Consider the following 22,642-nt stretch of genomic DNA (forward strand, 5'->3'; position numbering starts at 1 on the left):
TTTTGCCAAAACTCGATACTCCCCGTTAAGTGATAGCGCTATTGTGAGAACAAGCAAGTTTTGTTCCTCAACGCGCATACCGTGCCTTGAGTATCGAACAGGTAAGAGAAGGGAAGGCCCATGGCGCAGACCTATCACACCACGGTGGGGAGCCGCCGCTATCGCTTTAGCGGGCTCGCCGAACTGATGGCCAAAGCCACGCCACCGCGCTCAGGCGACCGCCTTGCCGAGGTGATGGCAGAGTCCGCAGAAGAGCGGGTCGTCGCCCAAATGGTGCTGGCTGAGCTGCCGCTCACCACCTTTTTGAACGACGCGCTGATCCCCTACGAGCAGGACGAAATCACCCGCCTGATTATTGACGACCACGATGCAGAGGCGTTTGCGCCGCTGAAGCACCTGACTGTAGGCGATTTTCGCAACTGGCTGCTTTCGGACCACGCCACCAGTGAAGCGCTGGCCGCTGCAAGGCCCGGCATTACGCCGGAAATGGCCGCGGCGGTAAGTAAGCTGATGCGTAACCAGGACCTCATGCTGGTGGCGAAGAAATGCCAAGTGACCACGGCATTTCGCAACACTATTGGGCTGCCTGGGCGGCTTTCGACCCGCTTACAGCCCAACCACCCCACCGATGACGTCACCGGCATCGCGGCCAGTATTCTCGATGGCTTGTTATATGGCAGCGGCGATGCGGTGATCGGTATCAACCCGGCTACCGATAACGTCGCTCAGAGCATCAAGCTAATGCGCCTGATGGACGACGTGATCCAGAAATACGAGATCCCTACGCAATCCTGCGTGCTGACCCACGTGACCAATACGCTAGAAGCCATTGAACAGGGCGCACCGGTGGATCTGGTGTTTCAGTCCATTGGCGGCACCGAAGCCACCAACCGCAGCTTTGGGTTTGATTTGAGCACCCTGGCGGAAGCCGAAGCCGCCGCGCAAACGCTCAATCGCGGCACCGTGGGTCGCAACGTGATGTATTTCGAAACCGGCCAAGGCAGCTCGCTCTCCGCCGATGCTCACCACGGGCTAGACCAGCAAACCTGCGAAGCCCGGGCCTACGCCGTGGCGCGCAAGTTCAATCCGCTGTTGGTCAACACGGTGGTGGGGTTTATCGGCCCCGAGTACCTCTACGACGGTAAAGAGATCACCCGCGCCGGGCTTGAGGATCACTTCTGCGGCAAGCTCTTAGGTGTGCCGATGGGGTGCGACGTGTGCTACACCAACCACGCCAACGCCGATCAAAACGATATGGATAACCTGCTAACGCTGCTGGGCGTAGCGGGCTGTAACTTCGTGATGGGCATCCCCGGCTCTGACGACATCATGCTCAACTATCAAACCACCTCGTTTCACGATGCGCTCTATGCCCGTCGGGTGCTGGGGCTAAAAGCCGCGCCGGAATTTGAGCAGTGGCTGGCCAAGATGCAGATCTTCCAAGATGTGAGCACCCACCGTCTTAACGACCAGCTGCCCGCCGCCTTTGCCAACAGCCTGCGCCACTTGCCGAAGGGGAGCGACTGAAATGCCTAAGCAACCCACGCAGGAAACCACTGCGCCTATCGTCATTGAGAACCCCTGGGAGCGCCTGCGCGCCTTTACCGACGCGCGCATTGGGCTGGGGCGCGCAGGGGTAAGCCTGCCCACCAAACAGCTGCTCGCGTTTCAGCTCGCCCATGCCCAAGCTCAAGATGCGGTTCACTGCCCACTGGAGTGTCAAACACTGGCCGATGAGCTGACCCAGGCGCTTGGCTTGAGCACCGCACCGCTTGCGGTACACAGCCGTGCAGAGGACCGCGCGATTTACCTGCAGCGGCCCGACTACGGCAGACGCCTCAACGAGGCATCCCGGCAGACGCTGCAGCAGGCGGCAGAGAGCGGCCAACGGTTTGATCTGGCGGTGGTGATCGTCGATGGCCTCTCGGCGCTGGCGGTGCAGCAGAACAGCGCCCCGTTTCTCACCGCGTTGTATGACGCATTCGGATGCGACAAGAACGAATGGCAGCTCGCACCGCTGACTCTTGTTGAGCAGGGGCGCGTGGCGATTGGCGACGAAGTAGGCGCGCTGCTCAACGCAGATGCAGTGCTGGTCATGGTTGGCGAGCGCCCCGGCCTTAGCTCCCCAGATAGTTTGGGGCTGTACATGACCTGGGGCCCCGAAGTGGGGTTAAAAGATGACCGGCGTAACTGTATCTCCAACGTGCGGCCGGCCGGGCTTGCGTATGAAGAGGCGGCCCGGCGCTTGCTGCTGCTGTTAACCGAGGCGCGGGAGCGCAAGCTCTCCGGCGTGAAGCTAAAAGACCGCAGCGAAGACAGCGTCTTGGAGGGCAGCAGCGGTTCAACTCGAAATTTCCTTGTGGCTGATTGACGATCACCACGCGCAAAACGCGGACGACACTTTCAATAACAACGTTAACGACATTTTCAATAACACCGCTGACGACATTTTCAATAACAACGCTGACGACTCTCCCAATAACAAGACGGAACCAGGATCGCAGCACGCCGCTGACACCCATTGCGTTCCACACTGAAAAGGGCAAAACGATGACACAACCAACGGTTGATCAGGCGTATCTGGCCAAGCGCCAGCTGCGTAAAGGTACGGCAGGCTGGATGCTGCTCGCGGGCCTTGGGGTTTCCTACGTGATTTCCGGTGACTTTGCGGGCTGGAACTTTGGCATTGCCGAAGCGGGCTGGGGCGGCTTTGCGATTGCCGCCTGTTTGATGGCGCTGATGTACCTCGCGCTAGTGCTGGCGCTGGCAGAAATGTCCGCCGCCATTCCCGCGGCAGGGGGCGGCTACAGCTTTGCCCGCCAAGCCATGGGGCCTGCGGGCGGCTATTTGACCGGGCTTGCGGTATTGATCGAGTACGCGCTGGCCCCGGCGGCCATCGTGATTTTTATTGGCTCGGCGGTGGAAGCGTTATTAGGCGTTAACGGGCCGCTGGTGTATCTGCTGTTTTATGCGGTGTTTATCGGCATTCACCTAGCGGGTGTGGGGGAAGCGCTGAAAGTGATGATGGTGATTAGCGGTTTGGCGGTCTTTGCCATTTTGGCCACCGCTGTGGCGCTGATCGGCGATTTCGATTCGGCCAACCTGTTTGATATTGCACCCACCGATGCGGCGGGGGCGAGCACCTTTATGCCATTCGGCTGGTACGGTATTTGGGCGGCGCTGCCTTTTGGTATGTGGCTGTTCCTGGCCGTTGAAGGTGTGCCGCTAGCGGCCGAAGAGGCTAAAGACCCCGCCCGGGATATGCCCAAAGGCATCATTGGTGCGATGCTGTTTTTGCTCTTCACTGCCCTGCTCGTAGTCGTGCTGCTGGCCGGTGCGGCGGGCGCTGAGATGATTGGCCAAAGCGGCGTGCCGTTGGTAGATGCGCTGAATGCGGCGGGTAATCCCACGCTGGCGACCCTGGTTAACGTGCTGGGCTTAGCGGGTTTGATCGCGTCGTTCTTCTCGATTATTTATGGCTATAGCCGCCTAGTATTCGCGCTCTCTCGGGCGGGCTATTTACCTAAACAGCTGTCGCTGACCAGCGAGCGTAAAGTGCCTTACTTAGCGCTGATTGTGCCCGGTATCTTTGGCTTTCTCGCATCGCTGAGCGGGGAAGGTGATCTGATGTTAGGCATGGCCGTTGTGGGGGCGACTATCTCTTATGCGCTGATGGCGCTTAGCCATATTCTGCTGCGCGTGAAACAGCCCGACCTGCCGCGCCCCTATAAAACGCCGGGAGGCGTGGTGACCTCAGGCATCGCGTTGGTGCTCTCGCTCGTCGCGTTGACCGGTGTCTACGCGTTTGACCCTCGCGCGTTCAACTACACCATCGTGCTGTTCATTGCCGGAGCGGCTTACTACTTCCTCTACAGTAAAAACCATTTAGTCGCGAAAACCGCAGAAGAGGAATTCGCGCTGGTCACCGCCGCGCCAGAAGATATCGATCCTGTCGCACCGAATGTCGCTTCCGCGAAATTGTAATCACCACGGCAGATCGCCTAGTCTGAACCACGGCAGTGCGCCTCTGGGCTTTCGCTCAGAGGCGTTGTTATTGGCAGGCAAGGAGGAGCTTGAAGGATGTTGAACTTTACCGAATCGAACATGGCCGAGGCAGAGCAGCGGCGCTGGTACGCCGTGGATGATGGTGTGATGGGCGGCGTGTCTCAAAGCGGCTTTCGCGTGGAAGCGGGCGCTGGCAGCTTTTGTGGCGAGGTATCGCTGGAAAACGGCGGCGGTTTTGCCTCGGTGCGCCGTGAACCCAACGGCTTTGAGCCGACCCTCGCACACAGCCAAGGAGTTACGCTTCGCGTGCGTGGCGATGGTCGCACCTATCAGCTGAGGCTCAAAAGCAGCGCGCTGAACGAAGCAAGCGCCTACCGCGTCGCCTTCACGCCTACAGCTCACCAGTGGGAAACGCATCAATTCACCTGGGCACAGTTCGAGGCGGTACGCCGGGGCACGCTGCTTTCCAGCGCGCCGCCTCTCGACCCGCACTCTATTCACCAGCTCGGTTTCTTGATTGCCGACCGCACTGCCGGGCCGTTTCGCCTGGAGGTCGCCTCCATTGCGCCGTACCCACAAGATTCACACTCACAGAGCTGACACTGACAGGGCTGACACTTACAGGACTAAGGTCGTCTCGTATGTAGTGTGCCGTTCACGGAATCTGGGAAGCCCTCTTTCGACGTGAGCCAGCGTGATGAAACACTCCCCCGCGTATCGCCTAGCGGCCACTGTACTGCACGGTTTCGATGAGTACCGTGCGCGTTTCAAGCAGATCACCTCAGATGCAAGCCGCCGTTTTCACGACGCCGCCTGGCGTGAAGCGCAGCAAGCCTCCGCCGCGCGGATCAACCTGTACGGTGAAAAAGTCGAGGAGACGCTCGAACGATTGCAGCGCACCTTTGCCCAGGAGGTGCTGGCCCACTGTGAGACGTGGCGGGAAGCACGAGGGCACTACGCTCAATTGATTAGCCAGCGGCTGGATTACGAGCTGGCGGAAACCTTCTTTAATTCGCTGTTCTGCTCGGTGTTTCAGCATCGACATATCCGCAACGACTGGATGTTTGTCTACAGCTCCCGGGAGGATGCCGCGCACCGTTCGGGCATTGAGCTGTGCCGCAGGCATTACGTCAACGGCGACTGGGCGGGGGCACTCGCTTGGGCGCTGAGTGAAGCCCCGTTTGAGTCCTCCTTTGCCAGCTTGGAACGCGATAGCCAGCTCGGCGCTGGACTGCTGGAAGCCCAGCTTCCCGCCGCGATTTGGCAGGCGGAGGATGCCCAGGTAGAGCTACTCAACAGCGTGTTCTACCGCAATAAAGGCGCGTATCTGGTCGGGCGTGTGTTGGGCGGAGGCGAGCAGGTGCCGCTGGTGCTGCCTGTTCTGCATGGCGAGGGGTACGGCGAGCAGCAGGGCGGCGACCCCTGCCTGCATTTGGATACGGTCCTCACCGAAACCGATGAGGTATCGATCATCTTCTCGTTCACCCGCGCCTATTTCCAGGTAGAGGTGCCGGTGCCGGGGGAGTTTGTCGGTTACCTAAAACAGCTCATGCCCCACAAGCCGGAGGGCGAGCTGTACGCCGCCATTGGCTTTTTCAAACACGGCAAAACCGAATTTTTCCGCGCGCTGAACCAGCAGGTCGCCAAGCGCGAAGAGCGGTTCATGATCGCGCCGGGGGTGCGGGGCATGGTGATGGCGGTATTCGTGCTGCCGAGCTTTCGAACCGTGTTCAAGATCATCAAGGATAAGTTCGACCCCGCCAAAGAGGTCACCCACGCCATCGTGCGGGAGAAGTACCGGCTGGTAAAACGCCACGACCGGGTGGGGCGGATGGCCGATACCCAGGAGTTCTCCAACTTTATCGTCCGCCAAGACCACTTCGAGCCGGAGTGTTTGGCCCACCTGCTAGAGGTCGCGCCCTCCACGGTGTCGCTGAAAGAGGATAAAGTGATCATTAAGCACTGCTACACCGAGCGAATGATGACGCCGCTGAATATCTACCTGGAGCAGTGCAGCGCCGATGAAAGAGTCATGGTGCTAAAAGATTACGGCAACGCCATCAAGCAGATGGCGGCGGCGAATATTTTTCCTGGCGATATGCTGCTGAAGAATTTTGGCGTCACCCGCCACGGGCGAGTGATTTTCTACGACTACGACGAGGTGAGCTATCTCACCGAGTGTCGCTTCCGCCATATTCCCAAATCCCAGGGGTACGACAGTTACATGGATGGCGGGTCCAGTTTATCTATTGGCCCCAACGATATCTTCCCCGAAGAGTTTGGCCCGTTTATGTTTGCCAACCCGGAACTGCGCGCACTATTTATGGAGCAGCACCCGGAGCTGTTCGACCCGGACTACTGGCTGGCGCTGCAGCGGGCGATTCTGGATGGGCGGGTGATCGACGTTTACCCGTATCGCAACAAGCAGCGGTTCGCGGGCACCGTGGGGCAACTGGTACATTAGGCGTTTACTGGACGACGTAAGCCGAGGACAGCATGACTTCAGCCCCGCACTTGGTGGTATTTACCGGCTCGGGAATCAGCGCGGAGAGCGGCATTCAAACCTTCCGCGCCAGCGATGGCCTCTGGGAGGATCACCCGGTGGAAGAGGTCGCTACGCCGCAAGGGTGGCGGCAAGACCCGGAGCGGGTGCTGGCGTTCTATAACCAGCGCCGGGAGCAGATCCGCCGCGCGAAGCCCAACGCCGCCCATAAAGCGCTGGCGGCGCTGGAGCAGGATGGCTTCAAGGTCAGCGTGATTACCCAGAATATCGACGACCTGCACGAGCGGGCAGGCTCGCGCCACGTGCTGCACCTGCACGGCGAGATTTTGAAGGCGCGCTCATCGGTGGATGCGCGGCTGCGCTACCCGCTGTTAAAGGGGGGTATTGCCCTGGGCGACGTGTGCGATAAGGGCAGCCAGCTGCGCCCGGACGTGGTGTGGTTTGGCGAGGCGGTGCCGCTGTTCGAAGAGGCCTGCGAGCTGGTGAGCCAGGCGGATTTCCTGCTTGTGGTCGGCACCTCGCTGGCGGTGATGCCCGCCGCATCGCTGCTCACCTATATCGATTACGACACCCCCTGCGCGCTGGTAGACCCCGACGCCGATGAGCTCAGCCCACCCGGCGTGCTGGCGATCAATACCACGGCGGGGGAGGGCGTGCCGGCGCTGGTTAACCAGTGGCGTAAGCAGGGGAATTTAATTTTACCCTGACTTAGCGCAAGACGAGGGTTGAGCCAACCGTGGGTTGGCACATTAATGGCGTGATTCCAAAAACCACGCTTTCATTACCCCGGTAATCTGGGTGAGCTCGGCGTCCGTCGCGATATAAGCGGGCATGGTGTAAAGCCAGCGGCCAATGGGGCGCAGCCACACGCCCCGCGCTCGGGCAAACGCGGCAACGCCCTTCAGCGCCTCGCTGCTGTGGGCTTCGATCACCGCCGTTGCGCCTAATACGCGCACGTCCGCTACGGCCGAATGTGCGCGCAGCGCTACGTCGTCTAATAGCTCGCGCTGTAACGTTTGGCTGAGCGCGGCAATTTTTTCAAGGTAGTGCTCCTCCTCGAACACCTTCAGGCTCTCCAGCGCCACGCGGCAGGCCAGCGGGTTGCCCATAAAGGTAGGGCCGTGCATGAAAGCGTGGTGCTCGCTGTCGCCAATAAATGCCCCGTGAACCCGGTCGGTAGCCAGCGTGGCCGCATGGCCCAAGTAGCCGCCGGTCAGCCCTTTGGAGAGCACCATGATGTCTGGCGTGACGCCCGCGTGGTCGGCGGCAAACAGCTTGCCGGTACGGCCAAAGCCGGTAGCGACTTCATCAAAAATCAGCAGCACGCCAAACTCATCGCATAGCGCTCGCGCGCCGCGCAGGTAGTCTGGCGAGGTCATGTTCAGCCCGCCCGCCGCTTGCAGCAGCGGCTCCATCAGGAGTGCAGCAATCTCATGGTGGTGGCGCGCTAGCACCTCCCGCAGCCCGGCGAGGTCCTGCTCCACCTGCTCCGGCGTCGCGTCGAAGGGGGCCGTGGGGGCTGGAGCAAAGTGGTGCTGGGGCAGCAGGCTGGCGAACAGGCTGTGCATGCCCTCTTCGGGGTCGCACACCGCCATGCAGCCGGTGGTATCGCCGTGGTACGCCTTCATGAGCGAGAGCATTTTGCGCTTGCCGGGGTGGCCGCTCAGCACTTGATACTGCAGCGCCATCTTCATGGCCACTTCCATACCCACCGAGCCGCTATCGGAGAAGAACACATGGTTCAGCCCCGGCGGGGTAATGCGCACCAGCGCCCTTGCCAGCTGATCGGCGGGGTCGTGGGTCAGGCCGCCCAGCATCACATGGCAAAGCTCCCCGGCTTGCTCGCGAATGGCGGCGACGAGGCGCGGATGGCCGTAGCCGTGAATCATGCACCACCAAGAGCAGGTGGCATCCAGCAGGCGCTCGCCGCTTTCCAGCGTAAAGTAGCTGCCGCTGCCGCCGACCACTTTGGGCGCAGGCGTTTGGGTTTTAAGATGGGCGTAGGGGTGCCAAACGGGGGAGTTCATGGCGTCGCCTCCTGGGTGGCGAGGGGGAGCAGAGCATCAAGGGAGAGGTAGCACTGCGCGGTGGTCGCATCCGCCGTAGCCAAATGAGGAACGATGCCCAAGCAAGCGGCGGGCAGGGCGCGTTTTAGCAGCGCCACATTGGCCGCAAAGCGCGGGCTGTCGTCGGCAAAGTTTGGGTCCACCACGCTGCCTACCCAGCCCGCCAGCGTTAAGTGATCGGCGGCGATGGCCTCGGCGGTGAGCCGGGCATGGTTAAGGCAGCCCAGTTTCAGCCCAACCACCAGAATCACCGGCAGCCCTAGCGCGCGGGGCAGGTCGGAAAAGTCCTCATCCTCGTTCAACGGCACCCGCCAGCCGCCTGCGCCTTCGATCAGCGTCAGATCCCGTGGCGTGTCGGTTAACGTGTCGCTAAGCGCCTGAGTAACGCTGGCCACGTTAAGCATCGCACCTGCTTCCAGAGCAGCGAGATGCGGCGCAATGGCGGGAGCAAAGGCCCAGGGGTTGACCGTTGGGTACTCCACCGGCGGGAAACTTTGCGCCTGTAGCGCCAGGGCGTCGCGGTTGCGCAAGCCGCTGGGCGTGGCCTCGCTGCCAGAGGCGATGGGCTTTAACCCTAGCGTGGTGAGCTGGCGCTGGCGGGCGGCGCACAGCAGCGCACTGGTGGCCAGGGTTTTGCCTGCATCGGTGTCGGTGCCGGTTACAAAATAGGTGTTGTTCATCGCGCGCTTTCCAGTTGTAGCGTCAGGCAGTGGTAGCTCACCGGTAGCCCCTGCGGCGTGCGTATCGACTCATAGCGGGCCTGGGCGGTGGCAAGCGCTTGGCGGTTCAGCCGAGCGTTGGGTCTTGCCACTTGGGCACCCACGCCTTTGATAGAGGCCATTACGGCGTTCAGGTCGGGATAAAAAAAGCGCCGCTGATTGCAGTCGTGCTGGGTGAGGTGCAGGCCGCTTTGCTGAATCGCTTGCTGCACGGCGCTGACATCCGGCGTTTGCAGCAGCGCCTCGGGCCGCTGCCAGGCGGTGGCAACTTCGCTCAGCGTGCCGGGCAGCAGGGTGGTGATTCGCGCTTGCCCGCCAGGGGCGAGCACCCGTGCCAACTCCCGCATCACTGCACCGATATCCGGGCACCACTGAATGGCTAGGTTAGAGAACACAAGATCCACGCTTGCGTCGTTCAGCGGCAGCGCGGCGGCGTCCCCCTGTTGCCAGCGTATAGCATCGCCATACTGCGCCTGGGCGTGGGCGAGCATACCCGGCGCCAGGTCGAGCCCGGTGGTGGTGGCGTTTGGGTAGTGGCTCGCCAGCCGCTGGGTCCAGTAGCCGGTGCCGCAGCCAAGGTCGAGCACATGCTGGGCGCTCTCCGGTAGCGTTTGCCAGAGCGCCTCGCCAATGTCGCGCTGGGCGCTAGCGAGGGCATCGTAGCGTGGTGCCGCTCGGGAAAAAGCCTGAGCAACACGCTCCTGCCAGCGGGGCAGTGGCAGCGAGGTGGCCGGTGTGTTCATCGCGGCTCCTGAAGCGCGCGCGTGGCCTGCTCGGCCAGCCGTGCCGTCAGTTGGGAGGGCTGAGAGAGCATGGGGCAGTGTCCTGCGACTTCCAGCCTTAGCGCTTGCTGGCGAGTGCTACTCGATAGCAGCGGGTCGTGTGCTCCCGCCAATAGGTGGATAGGGCAGGGAGGGTGAGCGAGCAGTGCCCGGTTATCCAGCGTTTCAAGCCACATGAGCCCTTGCGCGAGCGTGGCGGCATTGGCTTGGGGAGTATCGCCTAACTGTGCTCGTAGCTGGCGGTGAGCCTCGCGGGCATCAGGTTCGCCCTGGGCCTGCCAGCGCAGAAAGTGCCGCCACGTGGCAATGGGGTCGCGGTGGAAGGCGCGCTGAAAGCTGGCAAGCTCGTCACTCCTCACACCGCCCTCATTCTTCGCGTCACTACAAAAACGGCTGCCTGCGCCCAGTAGCAGCAGGGCCTTAGGCGGCGGCAGGTAATCAAGCAGCGCTGTGGCCAGCAGCCCACCCAGTGACCAGCCCACCCATACGGCATCGCTGGGTAGCTCGGGTGCCATCCGTTCGGCGAGCGCTTCAATGTGTGTGGGGGTAGGTAGCGCAGGAGATTCGCCGTAGCCGGGCCACTCCACTGCGCTGGGTTTGACCGTATTGGGCCAGTACTCCGAAAGCGTCTGCCATATACGGCGGTCGACGCCCCAGCCCGAGAGTAGGATGAGCTTCATCGCTGCTCCTCGTTCAGGCAGGCAGTGGCCACCTCCAGTAGCCGATCAATATCCCGTTGAGTATGGCGGGCGTTTAACGTGATACGCAGGCGCGCCTCGCCGTTGGGCACCGTGGGTGGTCGAATCGCCCCTACCTGGATAGCGTGCTCATCGAACGTGGCCGCCCAGGCCAGGGTGCGCTGCTCGCTTCCCAGCAGCAGAGGTTGAATCGGCGTGTGGGAGTGGCCGATGGGCAGCCCCAAGGCGATGGCTTGCTGGCGAAAGTAGTCAATATGGCGAGCGAGCCGCTGGCGGTGCTCCGGTTCCCGCTGCACGATGGTGAGCGTTTCTAGCGTGGCGGCGGCAATACTGGGCGGTTGGGCGGTGGTGTACACATAGCTACGGGAAAACTGAATCAGGTGCTCGATGAGCGCGGCGTCGCCCGCCACAAATGCGCCTGCGGTGCCCAGCGCTTTGCCCAATGTGCCGACCAAGATCGGCACGTCCTGGCTGTTAAATCCCTCCACGCAGCCCGCGCCGCTCTCCCCTAGCACGCCGAGCCCGTGGGCATCGTCGATCATCAGCCAAGCGCCGTGCTGCTGGCTAATGTGGACAAGTTCGCCGACGTCAGCGATATCGCCATCCATACTGAACACGCCGTCGCTCACTACCAGCTTATGGGTGGCCGTGCTGCGCGCAAGCAAACGCCGTAAGTCGTGGACATCCCGGTGGTGGTAGCGCCGGGAGCGAGCGCCGCTCAGCGCGCCACCATCAAGCAGCGAGGCATGGTTAAGTCGGTCCTGAAATATCGCGGTGTTCGAATCCGCTAGCGCCTGCAGTACGCCCAGGTTTGCCATATAGCCCGTGGAGAACAGCAGCGCCCGCTCTCGTCCGGTCCACTCCGCCAGCGCCTCTTCCAGTGCATCGTGAATGCCCAGGTGCCCGCTGACTAAGTGAGACGCGCCGGCCCCAGCGCCAAAGCGTTTCGCGCCTTCCGCCTGAGCCGCCTGGACCCGTGGGTCTTGGGCAAGACCCAGATAGTCGTTGCCTGCAAAGTCGAGTGTCCCATGGGCAGAGACGCGGCGGTTGCGCCAGCGCTGCTGGCGCTCACGCTCATCGCGGGCTGCCGCTAAGCGCTGGTGCCACACCTCAGACACTGGCATCCACCGCCAGCGCGGCAGCGCGCTCGGCCTGGGCGTTACGCTGCGCCTGTTGGGCCAGCCGCTCGGCGCGCTGTGTATCGTCTTCGCAGGTATCGCGGCGCTCGGGGTGCAGGCCCAGCTTGGCAAACAGCGCGCGGTCGCGCTCTGCCTGGGGGTTGCCGGTGGTCAGCAGCTTGTCACCGTAGAAGATGGAGTTAGCACCGGCCAGGAAGGCGAGCGCTTGGGTGGATTCGCTCATCTGCTCACGGCCTGCGGAGAGGCGCACGTGGCTCTGGGGCATCATGATGCGCGCCACGGCAATGGCACGGATAAACTCCAGCGGGTCTAAATCCTCGACGTTCTCCAGCGGCGTTCCCGGCACTTTAACCAGCATGTTGATAGGCACGGATTCAGGGTGCGGAGAGAGCTTAGCCAATTGCTGCAGCAGCGCGCTGCGATCCTGTGCGCCTTCGCCCATGCCCAAAATACCGCCAGAGCACACTTTCATACCGGCGTCACGCACGGTGGCTAGGGTCTCTAAGCGGTCGCTGTAGGTGCGGGTGGTGATGATTTCGCCGTAGTAATCGGGGGAAGTGTCGAGGTTGTGGTTGTAGTAGTCGAGCCCGGCAGCGGCCAGCCGGGTGGCCTGCTCGCCGTCGACCATGCCCAGCGTCATACAGGTCTCAAGCCCCAGCGCTTTTACCTGGCGCACCATCTCTTCCACCACCACTAAATCTTTATCCCGCGGGCTGCGCCACGCGGCCCCCATGCAGAAGCGGCTGGCACCTGCCTCTTTGGCCGCCTGGGCCTGGGCCACTACCTTCTCGATTTCTAGCAGCTTCTCTTTTTCCAACTGGGTGTTGTAGTGGCCCGACTGCGGGCAGTACTTGCAGTCTTCCGGGCAGGCCCCGGTTTTAATCGACAGCAGAGTAGACACCTGCACCGCGTTGGCATCGAAATGCGCCCGGTGAACCTGCTGGGCTTGAAACAGCAGGTCGTTAAAGGGCAGCGCAAACAGCGCGTTGATCTCGTCAAGCGTCCAGTCGTGGCGCGGCGCGGCATCCGCCGCGTGAGAAGCAGTCGAGGTAGCGGTCACGGGTAAACCTATATTCTTTTGAAAGTTGACAGGACTCTAGCGGGGCTGCGCTGAAGGTGTCAACTTTTTGAAGAGAGTTGGTTTACCATGAGTAGGAAAAAGAAAGGCTAAAATATGCTAGCCTTTTGAAAGTAATAAATGGCTAGTGCGTAGGCTAAGGAGGTCAACGATGCGCTTAAATGATGTTCAGCGTCAGGCCATCGTCAGCGCCGTGAAGTCGTGTTTTGGGCCGCAAGCGAACGTAAAGCTGTTTGGCTCCCGCACGGATGATCAAGCCAAAGGTGGCGATATTGATCTTCTGATCACAACGGATATCCACGATGTCAATGACATAGTACGTGCTGAAATGCGCTGCCAAGTAAAGCTTCAGCAGCTACTCGGCGAGCAAAAAATCGATATGCTGATTGATTATCCCAGCCGCCAGAATTATCCGGCCATTTTTAGCATTGCTGAGCGGGCAGGACTTCCATTATGACTCAGGATATTGCACTACTACGTTTGCAAGAAGCATGGCGTGAGTGCCAACGGCATATGCATTTTATTGACTATGCGCTCTCGTCTCTTACACCATGCTTGCCGCTGTCGGGGAGTCAATTAGCGGCGCTGGACGATGCGCAGATTCAAAGCTTGGATCAATTCGTACTAAGATTCGGTAAATTACAAGATGCGATGGGGACTCGGCTGTTCCCCTCGGTACTGCTTTACCTTCAAGAGCCCTACGAAGATCGCCCAATGTTGGATAAGCTCCATCGTTTAGAGAAATTGGGCTATTTGGAAGAGAGTGAACAGTGGCAGTCCTTACGGATGCTTCGCAATCGCTTCGCCCATGAGTATCCAGACGACCCAGATAAAAATGCAGCGATATTAATGCTAGCCATTGAATCTGTGCCTAGTTTGGTGGCTATGCTTGAGCGTATTGGCCAAAAGCTGTCGCTGACATTTGAAAGATAGCGGCCGGAATAGCATCTGGCTGTTCAACCCCACGCTGCTTTATACTCTGCGCCCTTTGACGACCCACTGGAGCGCAGATGCCTGACGCGACCTCGCTGCCCCCTGAGCACGATGCATTGACCGACCGCGACCCGGCCACCGGGCATCCGCGCCCGCCTCGGCGTGAATTCAAAGCGCGGGGCAGCTTCGTCAAGCGCTGCGAAGGCTGCAATCTGCCCGAGCTGAACTGCCTCTGCCCGTATCAGGTCAAGGCGGAGAGCGACGCCCAGGTGTGGCTGTTGACCCACTCTATTGAACACTACAAACCGACTAATACCGGGCGTTTGATTGGCGATGTGCTGACCAATACCCGCGTGTTTACCTGGTATCGCACCGCGCCGGACGACACGCTGGCGGCGCTGTTGGTAGACCCGCGCTACGCGCCGTTTGTGATTTTCCCGGACGACCAGCCGGATTACGCCGACCGTGTGGTGGATATTGGCGCAGTGCATGCTGCCAAGCAGCAGGCGCGCATACCGGTGTTTATTATTTTGGATGGCACGTGGCGTCAGGCGCGGCGCATGTTCCGCAAAAGCCCTTACCTGGATACGCTACCGGTGCTGCCGCTGCGCACTGAGCGTGAAACCCGCTATCGGCTGCGCAAGCCCGCCTCTAAAGCGCATCTGTGCACCGCCGAGGTGGCCATTGAGCTGCTGCGCCAGAGCGGTGATGAAACAGCGGCAAGCGTGTTGGATGATTACTTTGACGTGTTCAACGATAGCTATGCGGAAAGCCGCTACTATCGCAAGATTGCCGAGCCTACCCCTGCGATGCAGCGGCTGTTAGACAGGCAACAGTCGGAACGCTAAGGGGTTTGGCCCGGCAGCCAGCGTAGCAGTACTTTGCGCACCCAGTACCAGCGGTTAATCAGCAGCGCGGCGAAAATCAGGCTGCAGCCCAGCAGCTGAAGTAGAGTCATGGTTTCGCTAAACCACCACGCTGCCAGCAGCGCAGTCCATACCGCTTCTAACATCAAAATGACCGCTGCATGGCTTGGGGTGGTCATGCTCTGAGCTTTAATTTGCAAGAAGAAGCGCAGTGAGCTCGCCAGCAGGACGCTGGCTATAAACCAGCCGAGAATGGAGGTGTTCATGGCCAGCGGTTGGTGCTCCACCACCAGCGATAGCCCTGTCAGCACCACGCCAACAGAAATAAGCTGAAGCGTGGTGAGCGGTAAGGCAGGGACGTTACGCACCACGCGGGTATTCACATTGATCAGCAGTGCAAAACAGAGGGCGGCGCAGGCCATCAGCAGCTGGCTGGCTTCGATATTAAAGCCTGCGTTGAGCGATAGCAGGGCAAACCCAAGCAGCGCCACGGGTAGCGCGACCCAGGTGGAGCGAGGCGGGCGGTCGCCAAACAGCAGCCGTGCCACCACCGGTACCAATAAGATACCGAGGCTATTGATAAACGCGCTTTCGCCTAAATGGTTGGAGTGGTGCAGCCCTAATACCCAAAACGCAATGGCGGCACTAAATAACACGCCCACCAGCAGCCCGCGCTGTATTCGACGAGCGGGCATCTTACGCAGCGCTGGCCAAGCAAATCCCAGTAAGATCAACCCCGCCAATAAAAAGCGCGTCCCTATAAACAGTAGGGGCGGCATGCCCGCCAGCGCTTCTTTAGAAAATATCCAGCCACCCGCAGCTAAGGCGGTGACGAGCAGAAGCAGCGCATCTGCTTGCCAGGGGGCTTGTTTAACACTATTCACGCCGCGCCGCTGCCAAATAGCGCGCCTGCGATCCTAAAGCCAGCCACCCAGGTACCAATGGCAGAACCCACGGTGGCTAAGATAAACACCAGCAGGGTGCGAGAGACACGGTTCTGCCACCAGCCTTTTAACTGCGTCACATCGTGGCGCAGGGTCGAAAAGTCGCGCACTTTGGGTTTGCGCATATACAGCTCGACCCCCGCCGCTACAAAGCCCGCGCCAATGGTGGGGTTAAGCGATGTGAGCGGTGCAGCGAAGAAGGTAGCAATCACCGTGACCGGGTGAGCAAGCGCCGCAATCGTCGCACCGCCAGACAGAATGCCGTTAATCAAGAACCACTCGATGACCAGCTGCCAGCCAAGGTCGGTATTGCGTGAAAAGCCCACCACAAAACCGGTAATGACCAGGGCGGTAATCAACCAAGGGGCAGCTTTCCACAGCTTGGAGGGCGGCGGCGAGGCTTCAAGCGATTCGCGCTCGACATTGGGGTTTTCCGGCAGCGGCGTTTCTAAGTGTTCACTGGTGCCTTTTAGGTGCCCAGCCCCTAATACCACCAGTACATGCTGGTAGCGCCCTGGCGGCGCTTCTTCCGCCAAACGTAGCGCCATATAGCGGTCACGCTCGCGAATTAAGGGCGTGTAGAGCGCTTCGGATTCAGCGGCAAACTCGCTGAACGTGGCCTCCAGCATATCGCCCTCTTTGAGCTTTTCGATGTCCTCTTTGGAGACATCCTGGCGAGAAAGCACGCTGCCAATCAGCCCTGAGAAGAGCGAGAAGCGCTGCCACCAAGGCACGTTGCGATAAATGCGTTTCAGGGTGATGCCTACGTCCCTATCGACCAACAGCAGCGGCAAATTGCGGGTACGGCACTCTTCCACCGCCGCGCGCATTTCGGCCCCCGGCTGAATGCCGGATTGTTCGGCGATCCGTTGCTGAAAGGCACCGAGCGCCAGGCTCGCCGCCACCATGCCGGCCTTGCCTTGCTTGAACACCTGAAACAAGTCCTGCTCGCCCATGGCGTCTGGGTTGTTCATGCTGTGGTGACGGGCGTCACACAGCTCAATGGCAACGGCATCGAAGTGACCGCTGTCGATCAGTTGGCGAACGTCGTTGGCGCTTTCCGCTGACACGTGGGCGGTGCCCAGTAGAGTGTATTGTGTGTCACCGACGGTGATGGTTTTCATAGGGCCGCTGGTCGTTGGCAGCGCATTGGGTGCCTGGGTCAGCGGGGTAGTGTCATCTTGGGTCATTAATAAATCTCAATAAAAGTAACGTGAGCACTGGCTTAGCGACGCCAAAAAGCGGGAGTAAAGAGCACCAGGACCGTGAAAATTTCCAGGCGGCCTAGCAGCATAGCAAGGACTAAAATCCACTTGGCAAGGCTGGGTAGGTCGCCGTAATGGCTGCTGGCTTCCCCCAGAGCTGGGCCTAAGTTATTGAGCGCTGAGCCGACGGTGGACCAAGCGGTGACCTGATCCACACCGGTGGCCATGACGCCCACTAGCATTAAGAAAAACAGCATGACGTACGCCGAGAAAAAGCCCCACACGGCTTGGGCAATGCTGTCCGGCACGCTGACTTTACCCACTTTGACCGCAATCACCGCATTGGGGTGAATCAGCCTCATGACTTCGCGCATGCCCTGCTTCAAAATCAAGATAATGCGGATGACCTTCATGCCGCCTGCCGTGGAGCCAGAGCAGCCACCGACAAACGCGGCCACAAACAGTAAAAAGGGCAGGGCGCCTGGCCAGCCAGAGAAATCGGCAACGGCGAAGCCTGCGGTAGTGGCGACAGACACCACTTCAAACAGCGCATGGCGTAGACCCACAATGTCGTCGTAGGTGTCGGTCAACCACAGGGTGATGACGGCAATGGTGGTGAGACCTGTTAAAAACAGCATCAGAAAGCGGGCTTCAGGATCTTCGAAGTAGTGCAGCAGACGTTTTTCTCGCCAGGCAATAAAATGGAGGCTGAAACTGACCGCTGAAATCAGCATGAAGCTAATACAGATCAGCTCAATGGCCGCGCTATCAAAGTAGCCAATGCTGGCATCGTAGGTAGAAAAGCCGCCAATCGCCACAGTGGAAAAACTGTGGCCAATGGCATCAAACCAGCTCATGCCTGCCAGCATATAAGCCACAAAACAGGCAAACGTGAGGGTGGCGTAAATATACCAAAGCGCTTTCGCGGTTTCGGTAATACGCGGGGTGAGTTTGGAGTCTTTCAGCGGGCCTGGAATTTCGGTGCGGTACAGGGCCATGCCCCCGACCCCTAAGGTGGGCAAAATGGCCACGGCCAGTACCACAATCCCCATGCCGCCCAGCCATTGCAGCTGCTGGCGGTAGTAGCGCACGGATTCAGGTAAAAAGTCGATGCCGGTAATCACCGTAGCGCCGGTGGTGGTGAGGCCCGAAAACGATTCAAAAACGGCGTCGGTAATGCTTAGCGAGCCTTCCCCAAACAGCATAAGCGGTAGCGAACCAAACAGCGCTAGTACCGTCCAGAACATCGCAGCAATGATAAAACCGTCGCGAATACGCAGCTCTTTACGCGCTTTGCGGTTAGGCAAATACAGCAGTAGGCCGGTCATCACACTAATGGCGATGCCGCTCATGAATGCGTGCCAAACCCCATCTCGAAACCAGAGGGACATTAGCATGGGCGGCAGCATTGTTAAGCTGAAGAGCATCAGTAGCAGGCCCAGAATACGTAAAATAACCCGCAAGCTCATAGTGTTAGCTGTCTCAGTATTAGCTGTATCATCACGCTGGCACGATCCTTAGAAAAACGTTAGGCCCACTTGGAACAGGCGCTCCACATCGCGGATGCGGCGTTTATCGATCACAAACAGAATCAGGTGGTCGCCACTCTCTACCAGCACATCGCCGTGGGCGATAATGACCTCTTTGCCCCGCACAATGGCACCGATGGTGGTGCCTTCAGGCAAGTTGATCTCGGCAATCGTACGGCCCACCACTTTCGACGACTGCTTATCGCCGTGGGCGATGGCCTCAATGGCCTCCGCCGCGCCCCGGCGCAGCGAGTGCACATTGACGATATCGCCCCGGCGCACGTGGGTCAGCAGGCTGCCGATGGTTGCCTGCTGAGGGGAAATGGCGATGTCGATATCGCCGCCCTGCACCAAATCCACGTAGGCCGCGTTGTTGATCAGCGTAAGTACCTTCTTCGCCCCAAGCCGTTTCGCGAGCAGCGACGACATGATGTTCACTTCGTCGTCGTTGGTCAGTGCGCAGAAGATATCGCAGTCTTCGATATTCTCCTCTTCCAGCAGCCGCTTGCTGGTGGCGCTGCCGTGGAGCACCACGGTGCGATCCAGCCGCTCGGAAAGCGTGGTGCAGCGCTCCAGGCTGTGCTCGATGATCTTCACCTGATGGCTGTGCTCTAAGTGCTCCGCCAGCCGCTCGCCGATATTGCCCCCCCCGGCAATCACTACCCGGCGAAAATCCCGCTCGACCTTGCGCATCTCGCTCATTACGGCGCGGATATCCCGACGGGCGGCCAGGAAGAACACCTCGTCGTCAGCTTCAATCACCGTGTCGCCACGGGGAATGATTGGCCGGTTGCGGCGGTAAATCGCCGCCACGCGGGTTTCCACGTTAGGCATATGCTTGCCCAGAAAAGCCAGATCCTGACCCACCAGCGGGCCGCCGTAGAAGGCTTTCACCGCCACCAGCTGCACTAAACCCCCGGCAAACTCCAGCACCTGTAGCGCGCCAGGGTGTTCGATCAAGCGGCGCACATGGTCGGTGACCACCTGCTCGGGGCTGATCAGCACGTCGATGGGAATGGCTTCGTGGGCGAACAGCCCTTTACGAGTGAGGTAAGCGGTGGAGCGCACCCGGGCAATTTTGGTGGGCGTGCGAAACAGCGTGTGGGCCACCTGACAGGCGATCATGTTGATCTCGTCGGTGTTGGTCACCGCGATTAGCATGTCGGCGTCTTCACAGCCCGCTTGGCGCAGCACAATAGGGTAGGAGCCCGCGCCGGTCACCGTGCGGATATCCAGCTTGGTGTGCAGTTCGCGCAGTTTTGCGCCGTCGGTATCGACGACGGTGATGTCGTTCTCCTCGCGGGCGAGGTGCTCCGCTAGGGTGCCGCCGACCTGGCCGGCGCCAAGAATGATGATTTTCATTGCTGAGCATCGGTTCCGTTATAAGCGCCAGCGCATTCTCGGCAGGAGGTGTGCGCTGCAATAAAGACGGCGGCCAGTGTAAACCAGCCGCCGTCGAAAAGCAGGTAGGGATTACTCCATCGTAAAGCCGACTTTCACCGTTACCTGCCAGTGGGCGACACGGCCATCTTCAATATGACCACGGGTGTCGGTGACTTCGAGCCAGCGCATGTTGTGAACGCTTTCTGATGCTTTCGCGAGTGCGTTCTGTACGGCTTCCTCAATACCTTTCTCGGAAGACCCAGTAAGCTCAATATGTTTGTACGTGTGATGACTCATGTTTGCTCCATCCTTGTCATGAATTCACTGCCGGGCAACCGCCTAGGCAGTGCGCTTTTCTAGTCTGGCATAAAAAAAGCCATCGTGACTGCTTTCGGCCGGAAACAGTTGGCGACCGTGCCCGCTTGGCTCACCCCACGCCACATCATGGGGCGTGGTGACCCGTGCATCCGGCGTGCGGGCAACAAAGGCATCGATTTGCGCGGCGTTCTCTTCGGGCAGCACCGAGCAGGTGGCGTACAGCAGCGTGCCGCCGGGGCGCAGCAGCGTCCATAAATTATCCAGCAGCTGGCGCTGCAGCTTAGCCAGCTGACGAATGTCTTCTTTGCGACGCAGCGTTTTGATATCCGGATGACGACGAATCACGCCGGTGCCCGAGCAGGGTGCGTCTAGCAAGATAGCGTCAAACGGCGTGCCGCCCCACCAGTCGTGGGTAGTCGCATCGGCATGCTTCAGCTCGGCGCTAAGTCCTAGGCGGTTAAGCGTATCGTCCACCCGCGCCAGCCGTTGGTTATCGCTATCAAGGGCGGTTAGCGCAATATCAAACTGCTCTAACAAGTGGGCGGTTTTGCCGCCAGGGGCGCAGCAGGCGTCTAGCACGTGAGCGCCAGGGCGAGGTGCCAGGGTGGGCCCAAGCAGCGCGGCCGACAGCTGAGCGGCTTCATCTTGAACGCTCACGTGGCCCTGTTCAAAACCGGGCAGCACCGACACATCGCAGGGAGTGGTCAAGGTAATGCCATCGGGGGCGTGCAAACAGAGATGACCCTCTAAGCCCTGCTCGGTGAGCTGCTGTAGGTAAGCTTCGCGGTCGTTATGGTGCTGATTGACGCGCAGTGTCATCGGGCCGGGTTCATTATTGGCCTTGGCAATTGCACGCCACTGTTCGGGCCAAGCCGTGCGCAAGGCGTCCAGCAGCCAGGGTGGGTGTTCCAGAGCCACGCTTTCATCGCGATCAACGACCGCTTGCAGCGCCTCGGCTTCACGCTGTAGGCGGCGTAGGCAGCCATTAAGCACTCTTGTAGCCCACTCTTTACCCAGCAGGCGGGCAGCACCAGCGGTTTCGCCCACCGCCGCGTGGGCAGGAATACGCATGTAGAGCAGCTGATAGATGCCCACTAACAGCAGGGCGTGAACATCCGCATCGCGCTTTTTAAATGGTTGCTTGAGCAACTGATTGGCCAGCGCCTGTAAGCGCGGTAAGCGGCGGCAAGTGCCGTAGCAGAGCTCTTTTAACAGGCTGCGGTCACGAGCCACAACGCTATGCTCATCTAGCCCAGCGAGTGAGCCCTTATCGGTGAGCACCGGGACGAGTCTGCGGGCGGCCGCTGCGCGAACATCGATGCCGCTGCCGCCTTTGGCTGGACGTTGCTGGCTCATGGGTGAGCTCCTTGTGAGGGTGAGGGTTGCCCGAGACGAGTGCCTACGGTGAGAGACGTTTGGCGAGCGTTTAATAAGTCGCGTACGGCCATGGCTTTGCCGCCTGGCAGTTGAGCGCGGCTAACGCACAGTACTTGCTGGCCCTGTTCACCGCAGGCAATGCGCAGGTGCTCATCGCCATGCTCCAGCAGCGTGCCGGGGGGCGAAGGCGGCTGCTCGCCGTCTTCTACGCTGGCCATTAAAAGCCGCAGGCGGTCGCTGCCCAGCGTGCACCAGGCCACCGGCCACGGGTTAAAGGCACGGATTTTACGCGCCAACTGCTCGGCGGGCTGGGTAAAGTCTAGCTCGGCCTCGGCTTTGCTGAGCTTGGCGGCGTAGGTGACCCCTTCGTCTGGCTGCGGCGTGGCTGCTAGGCTGTCGCTGTCCAACTGGTCCAACACGTTCACCAGCGCATTGGCGCCTTGAATCGCTAGCCGGTCATGCAGGTCGCCGCCCGTGGTGCGGGAGGTGATTGGAGTGCGCACTTCGTACAGCATGGCGCCGGTATCCAGCCCTGCATCCATTTGCATAATCGTGACGCCGGAGGCGCTGTCACCGGCTTCAATGGCTCGCTGAATCGGCGCCGCGCCGCGCCAGCGGGGCAGCAGCGAGGCGTGCACGTTAATGCAGCCTAAGCGCGGCGTGTCCAGCACTGCTTGGGGTAGCAGCAGACCGTAGGCAACAACGACCATTACATCGGCGTTTAACGCGGCAAGCTCGGCTTGGGCGTCGGTGTCTTTTAGGCTAGCGGGTTGGTACACCGGCAGCCCGTGCTCTTGCGCCAATTGTTTGACGGGACTGGGGGTGAGCTTACGCCCACGGCCTGCGGGGCGATCTGGCTGAGTGTAAACCGCGACGACTTCGTGCTCGCTGTCGAGTACGGCAGCAAGGCTTGAGGCGGCGAAGTCTGGCGTACCAGCAAAAACAACGCGTAACGGTGACATGGTGGTGAGCCCTTAAGTGACGAGAGGATGACGAGAGAAAGATGCCGGGTATGAAACGCATAAAGGCCGAGAGGCAGCGCTGTAGCCCGCAGAGAAAGGCCTACGGGTATCAGCGTGTCAGCTCGGCCAGTCGCC

At 60.2% G+C, this 22,642-nt stretch carries 22 protein-coding genes; 9 read left to right on the top strand and 13 right to left on the bottom strand.

The window, feature by feature from the left end:
• Positions 1-120 precede the first annotated feature (120 nt).
• The 6 genes from R0J87_RS01750 to R0J87_RS01775 all read left to right on the top strand — a co-directional run bounded on the left by R0J87_RS01750 (position 121) and on the right by R0J87_RS01775 (position 7,215).
• Positions 121-1,527 (top strand): ethanolamine ammonia-lyase subunit EutB, encoded by a 1,407-nt coding sequence (locus R0J87_RS01750; RefSeq protein ID WP_498883951.1) that lies wholly within the window; start codon positions 121-123, stop codon positions 1,525-1,527.
• Between the two features lies 1 nt (position 1,528).
• Entirely contained in the window at positions 1,529-2,371 is an 843-nt protein-coding gene (gene eutC, locus R0J87_RS01755; RefSeq protein WP_498883953.1) for an ethanolamine ammonia-lyase subunit EutC, read from the top strand.
• A 179-nt stretch (positions 2,372-2,550) separates the two neighbouring features.
• The gene (gene eat, locus R0J87_RS01760; RefSeq protein WP_498883955.1) at positions 2,551-3,984 is read left to right on the top strand and encodes an ethanolamine permease; all 1,434 of its coding nucleotides are present in this window, start codon (positions 2,551-2,553) and stop codon (positions 3,982-3,984) included.
• 96 nt (positions 3,985-4,080) lie between these two features.
• Complete coding sequence (locus tag R0J87_RS01765) at positions 4,081-4,605, top strand: CIA30 family protein (RefSeq protein ID WP_498883957.1); 525 nt, start codon at positions 4,081-4,083, stop codon at positions 4,603-4,605.
• 97 nt (positions 4,606-4,702) lie between these two features.
• Positions 4,703-6,469: a bifunctional isocitrate dehydrogenase kinase/phosphatase gene (aceK, locus tag R0J87_RS01770; RefSeq protein ID WP_498883959.1), complete on the top strand. Its 1,767-nt coding sequence runs from the start codon at positions 4,703-4,705 to the stop codon at positions 6,467-6,469.
• A gap of 32 nt (positions 6,470-6,501) precedes the next feature.
• Positions 6,502-7,215: an SIR2 family NAD-dependent protein deacylase gene (locus tag R0J87_RS01775; protein WP_253019047.1), complete on the top strand. Its 714-nt coding sequence runs from the start codon at positions 6,502-6,504 to the stop codon at positions 7,213-7,215.
• A 42-nt stretch (positions 7,216-7,257) separates the two neighbouring features.
• On the opposite strand, the gene bioA is transcribed toward R0J87_RS01775, so the two are convergent.
• Genes bioA through bioB form a run of 6 tightly spaced genes read right to left on the bottom strand, consistent with a single transcriptional unit; the run spans position 7,258 to position 12,972 of the window.
• The gene (bioA, locus tag R0J87_RS01780; protein ID WP_498883961.1) at positions 7,258-8,535 is read right to left on the bottom strand and encodes an adenosylmethionine--8-amino-7-oxononanoate transaminase; all 1,278 of its coding nucleotides are present in this window, start codon (positions 8,533-8,535) and stop codon (positions 7,258-7,260) included.
• Positions 8,532-9,254: a dethiobiotin synthase gene (gene bioD / locus R0J87_RS01785; RefSeq protein ID WP_498883963.1), complete on the bottom strand. Its 723-nt coding sequence runs from the start codon at positions 9,252-9,254 to the stop codon at positions 8,532-8,534. The genes bioA and bioD overlap by 4 nt, the downstream gene beginning before the upstream one ends.
• Entirely contained in the window at positions 9,251-10,036 is a 786-nt protein-coding gene (locus R0J87_RS01790) for a methyltransferase domain-containing protein (protein WP_498883965.1), read from the bottom strand. Before R0J87_RS01790 ends, bioD begins: the two co-directional genes overlap by 4 nt.
• Entirely contained in the window at positions 10,033-10,755 is a 723-nt protein-coding gene (locus tag R0J87_RS01795; RefSeq protein WP_498883967.1) for an alpha/beta fold hydrolase, read from the bottom strand. The genes R0J87_RS01790 and R0J87_RS01795 overlap by 4 nt, the downstream gene beginning before the upstream one ends.
• Complete coding sequence (gene bioF, locus R0J87_RS01800) at positions 10,752-11,897, bottom strand: 8-amino-7-oxononanoate synthase (protein WP_498883969.1); 1,146 nt, start codon at positions 11,895-11,897, stop codon at positions 10,752-10,754. The genes R0J87_RS01795 and bioF overlap by 4 nt, the downstream gene beginning before the upstream one ends.
• Positions 11,884-12,972 carry a biotin synthase BioB gene (gene bioB / locus R0J87_RS01805; RefSeq protein WP_498883971.1) on the bottom strand — a complete coding sequence of 363 codons (1,089 nt, stop codon included), beginning with the start codon at positions 12,970-12,972 and terminating at the stop codon, positions 11,884-11,886. Before bioB ends, bioF begins: the two co-directional genes overlap by 14 nt.
• Positions 12,973-13,141: 169 nt before the next feature.
• On the opposite strand from bioB, the gene R0J87_RS01810 reads away from it, so the two are divergent.
• From R0J87_RS01810 to R0J87_RS01820, 3 genes are all read left to right on the top strand, one after another.
• A complete protein-coding gene (locus R0J87_RS01810) occupies positions 13,142-13,447 on the top strand; it encodes a nucleotidyltransferase family protein (RefSeq protein WP_081136616.1) in 306 nt (101 codons plus the stop codon).
• Positions 13,444-13,923 carry a hypothetical protein gene (locus R0J87_RS01815; protein WP_219862808.1) on the top strand — a complete coding sequence of 160 codons (480 nt, stop codon included), beginning with the start codon at positions 13,444-13,446 and terminating at the stop codon, positions 13,921-13,923. Before R0J87_RS01810 ends, R0J87_RS01815 begins: the two co-directional genes overlap by 4 nt.
• A 77-nt stretch (positions 13,924-14,000) precedes the next feature.
• On the top strand, positions 14,001-14,771 hold the full coding sequence (locus R0J87_RS01820) for a tRNA-uridine aminocarboxypropyltransferase (RefSeq protein ID WP_498883974.1): 771 nt from the start codon (positions 14,001-14,003) through the stop codon (positions 14,769-14,771).
• Here the strand turns inward: R0J87_RS01820 and R0J87_RS01825 are convergent.
• The 7 genes from R0J87_RS01825 to fmt all read right to left on the bottom strand — a co-directional run bounded on the left by R0J87_RS01825 (position 14,768) and on the right by fmt (position 22,507).
• Positions 14,768-15,673: a DMT family transporter gene (locus tag R0J87_RS01825; protein WP_498883976.1), complete on the bottom strand. Its 906-nt coding sequence runs from the start codon at positions 15,671-15,673 to the stop codon at positions 14,768-14,770. The genes R0J87_RS01820 and R0J87_RS01825 overlap by 4 nt on opposite strands.
• Positions 15,670-16,923: a TraB/GumN family protein gene (locus R0J87_RS01830; protein WP_498883978.1), complete on the bottom strand. Its 1,254-nt coding sequence runs from the start codon at positions 16,921-16,923 to the stop codon at positions 15,670-15,672. The genes R0J87_RS01825 and R0J87_RS01830 overlap by 4 nt, the downstream gene beginning before the upstream one ends.
• Before the next feature lie 35 nt (positions 16,924-16,958).
• A complete protein-coding gene (locus R0J87_RS01835; protein ID WP_404344792.1) occupies positions 16,959-18,407 on the bottom strand; it encodes a TrkH family potassium uptake protein in 1,449 nt (482 codons plus the stop codon).
• 48 nt (positions 18,408-18,455) lie between these two features.
• Positions 18,456-19,829, bottom strand: a complete 1,374-nt coding sequence (gene trkA, locus R0J87_RS01840; protein ID WP_404344793.1) for a Trk system potassium transporter TrkA — start codon at positions 19,827-19,829, stop codon at positions 18,456-18,458.
• 111 nt (positions 19,830-19,940) lie between these two features.
• Positions 19,941-20,147: a dodecin gene (locus R0J87_RS01845; protein WP_188637640.1), complete on the bottom strand. Its 207-nt coding sequence runs from the start codon at positions 20,145-20,147 to the stop codon at positions 19,941-19,943.
• Positions 20,148-20,189: 42 nt separating this feature from the next.
• Complete coding sequence (rsmB, locus tag R0J87_RS01850; protein WP_498883981.1) at positions 20,190-21,524, bottom strand: 16S rRNA (cytosine(967)-C(5))-methyltransferase RsmB; 1,335 nt, start codon at positions 21,522-21,524, stop codon at positions 20,190-20,192.
• A complete protein-coding gene (gene fmt, locus R0J87_RS01855; RefSeq protein WP_498883983.1) occupies positions 21,521-22,507 on the bottom strand; it encodes a methionyl-tRNA formyltransferase in 987 nt (328 codons plus the stop codon). Before fmt ends, rsmB begins: the two co-directional genes overlap by 4 nt.
• Positions 22,508-22,642: the final 135 nt, after the last annotated feature.

This window comes from Halomonas sp. SIMBA_159 (assembly GCF_046536035.1).
GTDB lineage: Bacteria > Pseudomonadota > Gammaproteobacteria > Pseudomonadales > Halomonadaceae > Vreelandella > Vreelandella venusta_A.